Below are 13,224 nucleotides of genomic sequence, written 5' to 3' on the forward strand. Positions count from 1 at the left end.
CTCCGCTTTTAATTTTTAATACATCAAAAAAGCCAGGTCTACGTTCACGGCCTTGCCTTTCATTGTTGCCAGATCAAATATATAAAGCCCGGGAACTTCTGAACCGTCGCCGCTTTTCTGAATGTATATTTTATTGTTTTTCACCTTACCCGCAGCACCTAAACTTGCGGATCTGTTAAAACCAGTAACAGCATCGTTGTATATTCCGAACCCGTTTTCTACGAATCTTTTAATTGTAAAGTTCTTATCCAAAATAATTAAAGTGGTGTTGCTTACCAAGTAATAATTACTAGCATCAGCAGCACCGAACCTGATTGAATTGGGTACGGAAAAGCCTAACCCGCTAGTAGGATGAATTAATGATTTTAATATTGTGCCAGATTTATTCACGCTTAAAGACACCCAAACGCCACTTAATTCAGCGTAATAAATATCATTATCACTATAGTAGGCCCTCGGGTATCTCGGCTGCATTTGCGCCCATCCTAGTACATACTGTCTTGTACCATTTTTGTCATACCAATAAATATCGCTACTGCCTCGCAAAACTACTTCACTTTCCGTTACGGCTAGTGTGCTAAATGGTCCGGTAATATTAAGTGTTTCCGGGTCCGTCAGCAAAGGTATCAATGTTCCTGGAATCCCTAAAATGTTTTTTCCTGCTCGGATATTCTGGGCCAATAAATCCGGTGCTGGGGCAGTGACCCAAGATGCTCCGTTATAAAAACCTTGTAGGGGCTGTATAAAAGCCCTGTCCCCGGCCCAAGACGTGTAATTAAGGCCAGGCATATGGAAATTGTCCTCACTCCGGTTTGGTATTGTTCCTTTTACTCCGGCTATCGTCGTATCATTAAGCACCTTTGCTGCCGGTACACTTACTTGAGCCACCTTTGCCCCTTTATATGCCCCATCCGGGATAGTCACAGCTCCCGTTCCGCTTGGAGTTATAGTTGCCGCTCCTCGGTCAGGCATTGTACCGGAAAAGGGTCCACTTGCGTTTGACGCCGTCTTTCCGGCCAATAAGTCCGCTGCAGCCGCATTACCGGTCGCCCGGATGATCGACGCCATCTTTGGAATCAACTGCGCCCATGTCTCACTTGTGGAAGCCGATACTCCTAAGGCAACAAGCGCGGCAACCACTTCCGCTTTACGCTCATTGCCAGCTTGAAAAGCCTGACTGACAGCCTTTTCAGTTGCTGCAACATTCTCCCGCGAGCCGCTTGTCTCGTTGGAAAGTTGCACGATGCCAGCTTTATTTAGAGAGGCATTCGGAATCTCAATATCCTTCAACTCCTCTCGAACTTCCCCCACCGCCGCATCAATCTTATCCCAGTTCTCGTTCAGCATCGTCCGGATGTTAAACGTATCATTCCCGTCCGTGACGGGGTCTTTTTTCAATAAGTTAAGGTTAGGTGTATTGCTAGCCAATGTGACCACCTCCTGCAAATTTGGATAAAGGAATCTGCTCCATGTCATGGAGCGATAAAACGCCGTGGAGGTCCTTGATCAGCAAGTAGCTGAACTCGTACTCCACCGCCAGATGCGCCGGTTTGATCTCTTCGATGACGGCCTTCAGGTCGTCCAGATTCGGCGGTACGCCGATCGTATCGACGAACTTGATCGTGAAGCTCCATTCGGCGGGTTGAAAAGTTACGTCAACGGTTCCTCCGTCGTACGCTTCAGCCACGTTCTTGACGAGTCGTCCCGAGAACTGACCGGCCCCGCGGAGCTTAGATTCGACCAAGGAGCGACGCTGTTCCAGCGGCTTGGTCTGATCCGTCGCAATGCCAAGTTCGGATTCCCACCGATCCAATCCCCAGGTCGCCGTCCGGACGAAAAACTGATCCAGCGTCTCGTTCAGCGTGCCGTAAAACGCATCCAGCTCCGCACCCTTGGCAGCCATGTCATATTGCATAATCCGCGAATTTTCATAGAATCCGGGCAGATAGGAGAACATTTCACGTCCAATCGGACTTTCCATGTCATATAAACCCGTTTTTACCGCAACTGGATTCGTCATCACACCCGTACTACTCATGGACATCCACCGTCCCTAACACGGCGACCTGCCCGGGCAAAATTTCGATATTGGCATCGCTTCTGCCGTTTACGGTCAAATCGGCATAATCCACGATAGCCGGAAGATCGAGCAGCACCGCCGCGATTCGTGTATAACGCACAAGCGGGTCGGCAAAAGCCAAAGTCTTCAAATAAGCGCGAATGCCGGATTCGATGCTTTTTCGAACCTCGTCTACCGACGCCCCGGCAGCCAATGTCAGACGAACCGAGAGATGAATAGGCATCTCTTCGGCTGCCATCACTTTCACGACCGGTCCGGCTGGGGCCATCCCTTCGCCTTGCCCGTCCGTCGTCGGATCGATGTATGCTTGGACAGCGGCCACGATCTCCGCATTTGCCGCACGTTTCTCGGCGTCAAGCAGATAAATCCCTACGGTTCCCGGACCGTCCCAAAGCGGCCGCACCTGAACGCCGCCCACGCCCGGCACTTCCCCTGCCCACTTCAAATACTGGGCTTTGTTCCCGCTCGTCCCCTGATTGCGAACCTGGGCATAAAAACGTTCCAGCAACAGTTCATCCGATTCCGTATCGGCCCCGCCGCGGGTTTCCTCCGGATTCGTAACAGCTGTAATCCCGCCAACCGGCGAGGACATGACGGTTATGACTCCTGCCGGAACGATTCCCATGCGACCGGCCACCGAAGCCCGGATCGATGCAACGCCTAGGCCATCGGCTCCCAAAGCGACGGACTCCGTCGTCTCGAATTCAATCGAGGCTTCCGCCGTAATTTCGTCGGCAGGCGTGGCCACCACGGTACCGATCGGCACGACCGTTCCCGGCACGCCGGTGAACCGGACAGCGCCCGTTGCGGCAACGGCGGCCCTCCTTGTAATCCCGTGCTCGGCCGCCCGCAGGTCGAGATATTCCCCATAGGCCGTGCCCGCAAATCCCCGCTGCAGCACCTGCTGAGCCCAACCCGCCGCCTCCGCCAGCACAAAAGCAACCGGGGCCTGGGCATCCCAAATAAAAGAACCCTCGGATTTATCAATATCCGAAGGTACTCGATCCAGCATCCGCTGCATAATCACTTCTTCACTTTGTTCCTTCAAAAAAAGCGGCAGCTCCGACATCAGCTCACGCTCCCTTCCAAAGTCAATTCTTCGTCGTGTATATTCATAACCCGGCAAGTAAAGGAACACCGTTCCCCCTGCCATTCAAAAACAAAATCCTCCACGCTTGCCGTACGAGGGTCAACCATAAGCGTTTCACGGGCGATCCGCGGGATCTCGCTCTCCTGAACGGCCCGGCTGTAGCCTCTGCCAATAAGCTCCTCAAATTCTTGCCCGTAATCCCGTGAATAAATGAGATGCCTGTAACGCGGCGTGCGAATCGCCTTTTGGCACCATAGGATCCAGGCTTCCGTGCTTTGGGCTCCGGCTATTTTTCGTGTGGGCGTCATAACGAATTCCCCTGCATCAAAATCAAAACGCCAGCTTCTCCCAAAGCGCACGCTCTCATCCTGCACTTCGGACAACGGTTCCGCCCCCCAAGATTGTTCCGTATTTTCCGGAAAGAGATTAGCCACCTCTGCTCACCACCTTACAAATCACGATTGCGTCATGCCCTCCGTTTAATGGAATCACAAGAACCCTGTCACCGGGCTTGTACTCCAATTTTAGAGACGATTCCTTGGTTTCGGAGGCTTCAAAAGAGTAGCTCCCTTTTCCCTGAACACCGCCTCCTCCGCTATCCTTGAGTCCCGTAACGGTGCCAGCCAATTTCAACTCAGGCAGCTTCAAGATTCCGGGAAATTCGGCCACATAATAATCCCCGATTTCATGCTTGAACCGGTCCAGCTTCAAACCGGAGGCTGTAATCGTACCAAGCTCGACGGCTACGCCGGAGAGAACTTCCTTGGTCTTGTTTACGGCATTGTCCCTTAAGGTAACCGCGAGCGCGGTGAATGGATCAACCGTCAAGAAAATACCTCCTTTTCACGTCCTCGAAAGAAGACAACTCCAGTGTCATGTGCCCGGGATCGCCAAGTTGGTGGGTTACCGAGGTAACGATCAATCCCAACCCGTTAAAATTTACTTTATCGCCGGCTCGAACCGTGTTCAGGTCCGTACAGGATACGGTGTAGGAGACTCCTTTTCCCGTAAGCATCGATTCCGCTAGTTTTTTTGCGGCTTCCGTGGTTTTGACGTCGTCATCCTGAACGATCCGCTGAAGTACGCCGAACTTGGCCGTCTCTCCCGAAGCAATAGCGAGAACCTTGGACGGAGCATCCTCTCCGCTCTCCGTCCCCAGTACCTTGACTCGGGTCACCGTTTCTTCCAGCGTACGGCTCTGCGTCGCCTCTTCGATGCCTTCTAACCGCCAGACGGTTTTGTTGCCGCCGATTTTGAACAGTTCCAGCCCGGAAGACGTCATTCGCGGGATATACATATCACCACCGGATTTAACCGTCTCCTTTAGATCGTTCATAATCATGTTATAAATCGTTTGAGCGCGATACACCGATTTCTTTAGCTTGGTTTTCGTATCCGGGAGTGTAGCCAGTTTGATCTCCCAATCGGTCGCATACTTTTTCAGCCGTTGAGAAGCCGTCCCCCCCGCCGCAAAAAGACACTCATCCTCCGATTTCGCCAAATAGATCGTACGGTCGTAAACCGTAATCGTCATCTTCTTGATGAGGCTAGCCGTGCTGCTGCACTCCCAAACCACGCCGGGATGAAGCAGAGGTACCTGATTGGTTGCACCAAACGGCACGCCGCTGATCCGGATTTCCTGACCGGGTTCGATCCCCGGAAAATCCCCCGGAATGCTCAAGGTGATGGAGGCCTGATAGGCGATTTGATCCAGCGATTCGGTCAGCGAGATACTTTCGATCAACTCGCGGAGATAATACTTGTTTTGCAGCACCACCTCGTAACTCATGACGGCATCACCAGCTTTTGCCCGGGTTTGATCTTGCCCGGATCTTTGCCGATGATTTTGACATTCGCATTGTAAATGGCCTGCCACTTGGCACTGCTCCCGAGCTCCAGCTTCGCGATTTTGGACAGCGTATCGCCGGATTTGACCGTGTACGTTTTAGCTTTTGGCTTGGTGTCCGGCCGTGATCCTTGCGTTTTCGGAACAACCGACGTGTTCGTATGAACCTTCATGTCCCGCCAAGTGCGTGCCGTCAGTTCAAAATACACATCCCCCGGCTCTCCGCCTTTAAACGTCGTGTTATGCGCAGAAATCATCACCAGCACGTTGACCGCAGTTTTCGTGATGATCAGCCGAACCGGCGTTTTACTGTTCATCATGCGGGTGAGCTGATTCATCGCCTCCTGCGGATCGGGAAGATTCCTGAACTTGCAGTACCCTTCGTCATACGACGCAGGAAAAAAAGAAGAGAAGGCGATTTCTTTCACCTTCTCTCCCGCAGGGAACTCATATTCCCCGAGCGATAAAATATTGACCGTTTCCAGCGACTTCCCTCTGGAGATCGTAATTTCTTCGGGATTGACCGGAAAGCGAAAGTCTTTTCCCGCCCCGTCCCTCAAGTGAATATCCACGCGCTTCCCTCCTTTATCCTATATTTTGCATGGCTAAGCGGATTTCGTTAGTGATCTTCCGGGCAGTCACTTTACTAATCTCTTCGTAATCGAGCTCATCCTTATTGACGGTCAGGTTTACGGCACCTTGGGATACAGATACGTTAATCTGAGGAGGCACCCCTGTCCCCTGGCCATTACAATTACAGCAGGATTCACTTCCGCGCCCCGTTTTAAATTCCCTTTGCTCAGATTTATTAGAATATGCCGATCTATCCTGTAAACCTCTAAATCTCTTATTGCTTTCAGGGGCGTTAAGCGTATCAGCTGGTGATTTTTTAGCTTTTTTCTTTTTGGAGAATTTATCGAAAAAGAAGCCCCCTAGCTTGTCTCCGATAAAATCCCCTGCAATGGAACCGAGAGTTGCCCCGATCGCTGTTCCCGCACCTGGGATTACGGAGCCGATCACTCCACCGACAGCCCCACCAGCAATGGATAATGCGGTCGAAGCGGTAGCTTTCGCTTTATCCCGTTTCGAGCCAGCTGTAGCGATAGAACCTACATCAAAAACCGTACCTACTGGGCCAGGAATGATTTTTCCAGCTTTTCCAAGCATTCTGGCCCCTTTTCCGAACCATCCTCCGCTTTTCTTCAAAAGCTTTGAACCGTCTTCCTTCGCCCAAGAAACACCCTTGCTTAGCCATTCCCCGCCTTTGTTAAGCAGTTTCGATCCGCTGTCTTTTACCCCGGATGCTCCATTTCCAAGAATCTTCTTTCCGCTATTCAATAAAGCCGGCCCATTTTCTTTTAAGAAATTCGAACCGGAATTAAACAATGAACCGAGTCCTGAATTCCCTCGGAAGCCGAGAGCCGCGTTGGATCTAGCTGACCCTAAGCCTTTACCTAGTCCTTTTCCAGGTCCTTTTCCAGGTCCCTTTCCGGAAGATTTAGGTTTTCCGCCTTGCTCCGCTTTACTCCGATTAGATGATTTGGTAGGATCATCATTCGAGGTACCTTTACCGGCACCGGAGTTGTTCCGTCTCTTCTTACCTTTCTTCTTTTTTTTGCGTTTCTTCTTCCCATCGTCATCGGAACCAGAGCCGTAGTCATCCCCTAAAAGCCCGCCGCTTCCTCCGCCGCAGTTACACTTGCAGATGCAAACGCAGGCGCCATCTTTCTGACTGCCTTCTTTTTTGAGTAATTTATCAAATACGCCCGCTTCCTTAATGAACTCTATTGAAAGATCCTTAATAAGATCTCTTGTAAAATCCGTTGCAAAGTCTCCCATCCAGTTTCCTTTTTCTTCGCTCTTCTGACCTTTATCTTTATTAGTTGAACTGGCATCTTTTCCAGTCCCACCCTCTGCTGCCCCACCTAACTTTTCGGTGAGTTTCAGAGGATCGATCACGGACAATAACGATTGAAAATAGGATTCTCCTGCTTTTTTACCTGCTTCTGCGAAGGCAGTTGCATCCTCCAATAGCTCAATTAATGGCTTTTTAACGATCCCTTCCCAATCCACTCCTTCTACCGAGACGCGCCATGGAGTAGCGGTTACTCCTAAGAGTGAAGCTCTGATTCTCGCAGCGGCCGCAGATACATTGTCCACAAGATGCACCACTGGCCGGACTTTAGTCCGTTGAATCTGAATCAATGTACGCTTCACCTTTTCGGCGGCGGAAGTAAAGCGATCGTCTAACGTGATTTTCGGAGCAATCTTGGTTTTGCCTAAAACAGAGGCCCGTCGCTGAGTTTGTTGAAGGAGCTTATCCAAGCTGCGAAGCTTCTTATCCGTCTTGTCGACCTCAGCGCTGTCAACTTCAATTTCCAATCCTAAAATTTCTCTTTTAGCCATATGCCACCTCCTTTCACCGTACAGCGCCACCTACTTTAATAGCCTTAAGGCGAAGGAGGCGGAGACATCATCTCCAGCTCCCTCTCCGAAAAAGCTCGCAGCAGCAGGCGCTCTCCTTTAGGGAGAGACCAGAACACCCCGGGGCGAAGATGATGCCGCGTCCACAGATGGTATAGCAGCGTCGTCATGCCACCGGAGTCGATCAGTTTTTTACGTCGTCGATGTCCACCCCAAAGCCGGAGATTTCAAGCACCTTGTCACCCACGGCATCCAGTTCCCCGGCTAACAGCAATCGGCGGACGGCTTCTTCTCCGCCGGACAGCTTCAAACGGCTAATGAGCCGATCATCGCCCCAGCCGCTGAGCTTGACGCTTTGCTCCCCGCCTTGCTCCAGCTTTTTAACAACTTCCAACGCCGCAGTCGCTTCCTTGATCAATGCTGCGTTAAACAGCTCGCTGTCGATCTTTTCCGAAACCTGGCCTTTCGTAGTCTTGCGGACCGTGCAACGTTCACGAATCGAATCGACTTTGCTGGAGGTCAGCCCCCGCAAGGTAATCCGCAAGCTTAGGCGGCTAATAAAAACGGCCTCTTCCGGCAAATTCGCTGCCGTCTCGAAGAGACCGTCCAAAATATCCTGTTCATTCAGTTGTTCAGTACTCATATGAGTAAGTCCTCCTTAAAGTGTTGCTACAATCGGGTCTTTCAGGATGTACGATTCAAAAGTAAACGCCGTTTCTTCCGTCACTTCTTCCCCTGCAGTCCAATTCGCAAGCTGAATTTTGTCAACCATGCAGTTGACTAACTCGATTCGTTCAAATCCGTAAGCTTCCGGATCATCGAGCTTATGAATAATCGAAAATTTCTGGAATCCCCGCGCGATCATATCGGACGAGATTTTGTAGCCGCTCATGGTGCCGGTTCCTTTTTTGCGTCCCAATTTAAAGACGGTGTAATCCGTGCCGACAAGATTCAATTCGCGTTTCTCCGCCTCAACGTTAGCTTCCAGATGGTTCAGGTTCGACTGCCACACTCCATCGATAAAAATCTGGCCGAACGTCCCCATAATAATGCGTCCCGGATCAAGATATTGTGCCATTTGCTATTCCTCCTCAAAAATTATTGCACGTAGAACGTGCCGAAAATTTGTTCCATCACATCCGTGTCATCCGCCGTCCACGACAGGAATACCTGATCGTCTTCCGGCTGGAATTGCGGCGCGCTGCCGTAAAAACGCGAATCCAGCGTCACATCGAATCCCGTGGACTCGATGACGTTTTCAAGCGCAAGAGATTGCAGATACTGCTTCCCGGCACTGATCAAGGCAAGCCGTCCCTCTTCGGTGTTGTTCACCTTGCCGATATAATTGTCCTCGGCGGTACGCTGCAAATCGGCGTTGATTTGGTCCAGCACCCGGATTTTTCGGATTTTCTTCCAGCCTTTGTTCTGTCCTTCCCGCAGTGTAACCAGACTGTTCACGCCCCGCAGAACTTTTACCTTCCGCCCGTCATGCACCAGCAAAAAGACACCGTTTTGTACGCCGGATTCCTGCTCGGACCGGGTCCAGCGGCGGGTCACATCATCAAAAGGCGCAGCCGCATAGGTGGAAGATTCCTTCAAGGACTGGCCTGCGATCAGTCCGGCAACCCAAGCCGCCACCTGGGCCGAGGAATAGGACTTGCCATTCATTTTGGCACCAGTGCCGACATTTACGACGCCTTCGTAATCAATAGCCGTGCTTCGAGTGACAGCCTTATTTACGGCATCAGTCCCGGTATCTTCAGCTGCGGTACCGCCCAGCGTAGCGATAATGCCTTTCCCCTCATTACGGACACGCTTCAACCAGGCTACAATGCTTGTCCGGAGCGCAGCATCGGTCACGCCGTCCAGCGTAAGCACGTGGAAATCCTGCGTTTCAAACGCCTCGGTCGCTTTCACGTAATCCGCATTCGTGATGCCGGAAATACCGCTCTCCCCGCCGGCAAAAGGCTCACCGGATACATCCGCGAGTACGCCGTCGGCGATTTTTTCTGCTGTAATCCACTTGTTTGCTGAATCGTTGTTAATAGCCTCGACAGCCGTGGCGGCTTCTCCGTCACCGATCGCAATCGTACGAAGCAATGTTCCGCCCTCGTAGAGCTTCAGTTCTTTGGCGTTCGCTACGGACAGGCTCGGTTGAATCGTTACTTTGAAGCCATTGCCGCGTTTGCCAGGGTAAACGGCCTTAAGTTGAACAATGCTCTCCGCTGCCACCGTAGATTTCAGCGTCAATTCCGCCGCGGCCGCCGAGCTGTCGGCGATCCGGTAAGCAAGCAGTTTTTTCGGTCCGCCAAGCAATGCAAAATACAAGGTCGTTAAAGCGGATGCACCATCAGACTCATCATCCGAAAACAATTCCTTGATCGCGGCTTCATTCGCCACCTCGACAAATTGATTGACCGGTCCCCAATGGGATTTTACCGGGGCAACCACGACGCCGCGCGCACCCGGCTGAATCGCCGATCCCGCCGCGCTTACGAAATTCATGTACAGACCGGGAAGCACCGGCTGATTCGTCAAACTCCAATTTCCTCCTGCCATCTTAAAGCACCTTCCTTTTCAAAAATTGTTGGACTAGCTGTTTTGCCTCTTGAACATCAAAGGACTCTTGCGTGGTCCCGTGAACGGCTCCTGTCAGTACTTCGAGCTTTACGCCCAAGATAGACTGGCTATTTTCCGCCAATTCATTAAGCGAATAAACCGGAGTCGTTACCGGAGCCGTCTTGGATTTAATAGATCCTTTCTTGGTAGCCTTCAAAGTTTCTCACCTCAAATATGGGATTCATAATGGACAAACTGCATAAGTGGCGCCGCCGCTTCTTCGGCCAAAGAACTAACTCTCCGGCTTAAAGTTACGGTAAGCGGCCCTTCGCCGGTTGCGGCGTAACCATCCGCGCTGGTTCTGGTATTCACCTGTGGGGTGATCACCCTTGCAAATTTCCGGTCATCCGCCCCGATCGGGATTTTTACCGCCGCCGCCAAGCTCTCAACCAACTGCATTAAAGCCGCATGCTTCTGGTTTGAATCTTTAGCTTGAATAAAAGCCGTTGCTTTCTTTTGCAACTCATAGGCCGACGACCCTCTAGGAGTTGCATTCATTTCGGTAATCCGCCATAGGATCGAATTGGTCTTCGGCTCTGGTGGCCAGTTGCCGCTGTACACGGACCAATCCGCCCCTAATGCTTGCTGTGTCCAAGCCGTGAGCGCCGTTAGCCACGGATCGCTGGTAATTGAAACGACCTCAGCCAAAGGCTTTGGGGATAGTACCGAAAGTTGCAAATTCCGTTGGACCGTATCGCGTTGATCATCGATGATGTCTATACCGATTTGACCTTGGAATAGTGCAACCCAACTGCTTGTCACTTCATCTTCCAGTAACTGCTTGTCCAACGCATTAGCGATGGATGTGGTCAATGAATCCAATTCACTGGTAGGAGCGTCGATCTCGGAAACATAGAGACGTATCTGAAAAAGATACCTTAGTCCCTTCCAGGGATTGCCCCCACTGTCTCCCTCAAGAGACAGAACTGCATAGGGTTTGGCGGTATTGACTCCGTCCGGAGCTGCCAGATAGTAAACCTCTTTCAACTCCGGAATCGACTCGAGCAGTTTGGTTCGAATGACAGTTATCGTCTTGTCTGGAATGATGTTTCACCTCCTTTCACGGGATGTGGCAAGGTTATTGAAACACTTTGCTCAAGGCTTCAAACAACATAGCTGCCAATAATTCTGCTCTTTCAATCATTTTTAAGGTAACCTCGTTCATGGCACCATCACCTTCCCGGGACCATGCCCCTCTAATACGCATCTAGGCAGGCTGCAAAACTGCCTGCTTCCTTCGAAGCGTCCCCAGATGCAGCCGATGCAGCATTTGGGCTGCGACCAGTCCACATCATCATCCGGAATTCTGGCCGGCGGATTTTTGTTGTTTTTACGCGTGCTCAAGTTCAGCTTCCCTCCCCAAAAAGAAAAACCGCTGAGAAATTCAGCGGTTTTAAGATATGTTGTTGTGGTTTCATTCGATTTCCACAATACAAATTTATCATGGTTAAAGTGAAGCGAATGGACAAGCATCGGGCAGACACCGGACAAAAACAGGAACACTTGTTCGTTTTTTTGATTGATCGGAATCCTTTCTGCATTTCGATTTCTTCTTTTCTTATAGTAATATAAAGGAAAGGTATTAGTTCCCAAATGAGGGGAATGCCGTCCAACTCTGCAATCAAAGGAAGATGCCATCATGAAATCATTCAGCAAACTGGAAAAAGTCGTGATTTTTAGTCTACTGGGATTTGCAGTATTGTTTATGATCGGATTCTTTCTATTCTGGTTCGTCATTTCCAGAGCCGTTTCGATGTAAGGCCAGAACTTAGATGCGTTTTATTGCCCGGGACATAAAAAAACCGGCTTTCAGCCGGTTCATTAAGCTCTCTACATTTTATTTGGCTTTGCACAGTCCCTCAAACCTTTCTCGATTCCCAAAGTTCCGCGGGCCTTCCTCCAATTTGTCTTCAACCTTATCCTCCAACCGTTCGGGCACTTCATATACTTCCAGCTTCATGGCTACCGCCAAAATCCGGATCGCATCGGCTTTGATGCGGCGGTAAGTACGATCGCTGATTCCCATTTCCCCGCAGCTGATAAAATCGTACTCCCCTTCATCATCCAGGTAACTTCTTTCGATGACTTCACGCTGAATTTTTGTAAGGCCGCTCATAGCCTTGTCCAACAGTTCGGATTTGCGGAGAAGCTCCGCCTCCCGGTCCACATTCCGGATCGCCGTTTGTTCCGCAGGTTTGCTGACCAAGTTCGTTGTGCCATGATACCTCGGCTCGTAATTGACGGTCATACCGGCTTCTTGGCGGATAAAACCGACCTGCCGGTATTGACGCACCTCCTCCAGCCGTTTTTCCACCGCTGCCCGCGAGGCTGCATAATCAATCGGCATTGTCTCAAATACGGTCAAAAAGATGTTACTGCGTTTTCTTCCCACGGCGATCCCTCCCAGTATGATAATTTCTGTTTATAATGTTACCATTTTGGTAATTCAGTTGTTTCAACCTTTCATACACATTCTTCTTTAACCAAACAAAATTCTGACCAAAGAGTTTGATTTCATTCAATTCACTTGATATAATATCCGTAATTACCAATTCGGTAAGTTTATTCTCATTATATATTACCAATTTGGTAATGTCAATTCATTTCCAGTTCTAAATTCCAGTAGCATCTATTTACCAGAACGGTAACTCAATGTTATACTATCCGAAACGGAAAAAGAGGAGTTTCTATGCAAAGTCTTGGGGATCGAATCAAAATCCTTCGGGAAAATAAGTCTCTGACGCAAAAAGATCTCGCGGCTTTGGCCGGGTTGACCGTCGCTCAGTTGTCCCGGTACGAGACGAATGATCGCAAACCCGACCCGGAATCGCTGCGAAGCATCGTTGATGCTTTGGACACGAATGCCGATTATTTGCTCGGACGCAACGAAGACCCGTCTCCTTCCTATGATAAAGGGATGAGCATGTCTTTTTACGGTGGGCCCGAAGCTTATACGGCGGACGAAATTGCGATGATGGAAGCTGCCTTGAAAGCTTACCGCGAGCAAAAGAAAAAATTGCTAGATGGCGAAAAAGAAAAAAATTAAAGGAATTACAACTTGAACGTCGAATATAACTCTAAGGCAAAACAATGAATGAGATGACGAAACAGGCCCTTCCCAGAGGGCCCTTCTTTTCCGATACATACCGAACATACATTCTCTTT

Annotated in this window: 17 protein-coding genes; 1 reads left to right on the forward strand and 16 read right to left on the reverse strand. The window is 50.2% G+C overall.

Annotated features, from left to right (window positions below; all coding sequences use genetic code 11):
- Positions 1 to 15: 15 nt before the first annotated feature.
- The 16 genes from NYE70_RS09955 to NYE70_RS10030 all read right to left on the reverse strand — a co-directional run bounded on the left by NYE70_RS09955 (position 16) and on the right by NYE70_RS10030 (position 12,451).
- Entirely contained in the window at positions 16 to 1,428 is a 1,413-nt protein-coding gene (locus NYE70_RS09955) for a phage tail protein (RefSeq protein WP_341045852.1), read from the reverse strand.
- On the reverse strand, positions 1,421 to 2,038 hold the full coding sequence (locus NYE70_RS09960; protein ID WP_445323764.1) for a YmfQ family protein: 618 nt from the start codon (positions 2,036 to 2,038) through the stop codon (positions 1,421 to 1,423). Before NYE70_RS09960 ends, NYE70_RS09955 begins: the two co-directional genes overlap by 8 nt.
- Complete coding sequence (locus NYE70_RS09965) at positions 2,031 to 3,149, reverse strand: baseplate J/gp47 family protein (RefSeq protein ID WP_341045853.1); 1,119 nt, start codon at positions 3,147 to 3,149, stop codon at positions 2,031 to 2,033. Before NYE70_RS09965 ends, NYE70_RS09960 begins: the two co-directional genes overlap by 8 nt.
- Positions 3,149 to 3,604, reverse strand: coding sequence for a DUF2634 domain-containing protein (locus tag NYE70_RS09970; RefSeq protein WP_341045855.1), 456 nt, complete (start codon positions 3,602 to 3,604; stop codon positions 3,149 to 3,151). Before NYE70_RS09970 ends, NYE70_RS09965 begins: the two co-directional genes overlap by 1 nt.
- A complete protein-coding gene (locus NYE70_RS09975; RefSeq protein WP_341045856.1) occupies positions 3,597 to 3,998 on the reverse strand; it encodes a hypothetical protein in 402 nt (133 codons plus the stop codon). The genes NYE70_RS09970 and NYE70_RS09975 overlap by 8 nt, the downstream gene beginning before the upstream one ends.
- Positions 3,988 to 4,959: an XkdQ/YqbQ family protein gene (locus tag NYE70_RS09980; RefSeq protein ID WP_341045857.1), complete on the reverse strand. Its 972-nt coding sequence runs from the start codon at positions 4,957 to 4,959 to the stop codon at positions 3,988 to 3,990. Before NYE70_RS09980 ends, NYE70_RS09975 begins: the two co-directional genes overlap by 11 nt.
- Entirely contained in the window at positions 4,956 to 5,588 is a 633-nt protein-coding gene (locus NYE70_RS09985; RefSeq protein ID WP_341045858.1) for a LysM peptidoglycan-binding domain-containing protein, read from the reverse strand. Before NYE70_RS09985 ends, NYE70_RS09980 begins: the two co-directional genes overlap by 4 nt.
- A 13-nt stretch (positions 5,589 to 5,601) precedes the next feature.
- Complete coding sequence (locus NYE70_RS09990) at positions 5,602 to 7,422, reverse strand: hypothetical protein (protein WP_341045859.1); 1,821 nt, start codon at positions 7,420 to 7,422, stop codon at positions 5,602 to 5,604.
- A 44-nt stretch (positions 7,423 to 7,466) separates the two neighbouring features.
- Positions 7,467 to 7,610: a hypothetical protein gene (locus NYE70_RS09995; RefSeq protein WP_341047638.1), complete on the reverse strand. Its 144-nt coding sequence runs from the start codon at positions 7,608 to 7,610 to the stop codon at positions 7,467 to 7,469.
- Between the two features lie 14 nt (positions 7,611 to 7,624).
- The gene (locus NYE70_RS10000; RefSeq protein WP_341045860.1) at positions 7,625 to 8,083 is read right to left on the reverse strand and encodes a phage tail assembly chaperone; all 459 of its coding nucleotides are present in this window, start codon (positions 8,081 to 8,083) and stop codon (positions 7,625 to 7,627) included.
- A 15-nt stretch (positions 8,084 to 8,098) separates the two neighbouring features.
- Entirely contained in the window at positions 8,099 to 8,518 is a 420-nt protein-coding gene (locus NYE70_RS10005; protein ID WP_213655712.1) for a phage tail tube protein, read from the reverse strand.
- A 20-nt stretch (positions 8,519 to 8,538) separates the two neighbouring features.
- Positions 8,539 to 9,999 carry a phage tail sheath family protein gene (locus NYE70_RS10010; RefSeq protein WP_341045861.1) on the reverse strand — a complete coding sequence of 487 codons (1,461 nt, stop codon included), beginning with the start codon at positions 9,997 to 9,999 and terminating at the stop codon, positions 8,539 to 8,541.
- Position 10,000: 1 nt separating this feature from the next.
- Positions 10,001 to 10,216, reverse strand: a complete 216-nt coding sequence (locus NYE70_RS10015) for a hypothetical protein (protein ID WP_290405980.1) — start codon at positions 10,214 to 10,216, stop codon at positions 10,001 to 10,003.
- Positions 10,217 to 10,227: 11 nt separating this feature from the next.
- Complete coding sequence (locus NYE70_RS10020) at positions 10,228 to 11,046, reverse strand: hypothetical protein (RefSeq protein ID WP_290405981.1); 819 nt, start codon at positions 11,044 to 11,046, stop codon at positions 10,228 to 10,230.
- A gap of 174 nt (positions 11,047 to 11,220) precedes the next feature.
- Entirely contained in the window at positions 11,221 to 11,403 is a 183-nt protein-coding gene (locus tag NYE70_RS10025; RefSeq protein ID WP_341045862.1) for a hypothetical protein, read from the reverse strand.
- 493 nt (positions 11,404 to 11,896) lie between these two features.
- A complete protein-coding gene (locus NYE70_RS10030; RefSeq protein ID WP_341045863.1) occupies positions 11,897 to 12,451 on the reverse strand; it encodes an ArpU family phage packaging/lysis transcriptional regulator in 555 nt (184 codons plus the stop codon).
- Positions 12,452 to 12,748: 297 nt separating this feature from the next.
- Between NYE70_RS10030 and NYE70_RS10035 the strand changes: the two genes are divergently transcribed.
- The gene (locus NYE70_RS10035; protein WP_290405984.1) at positions 12,749 to 13,105 is read left to right on the forward strand and encodes a helix-turn-helix domain-containing protein; all 357 of its coding nucleotides are present in this window, start codon (positions 12,749 to 12,751) and stop codon (positions 13,103 to 13,105) included.
- Positions 13,106 to 13,224: the final 119 nt, after the last annotated feature.

Origin of the sequence: Paenibacillus sp. FSL R5-0407 (assembly GCF_038009185.1) — a bacterium.
Classification (GTDB): Bacteria; Bacillota; Bacilli; order Paenibacillales; family Paenibacillaceae; genus Fontibacillus; species Fontibacillus vini.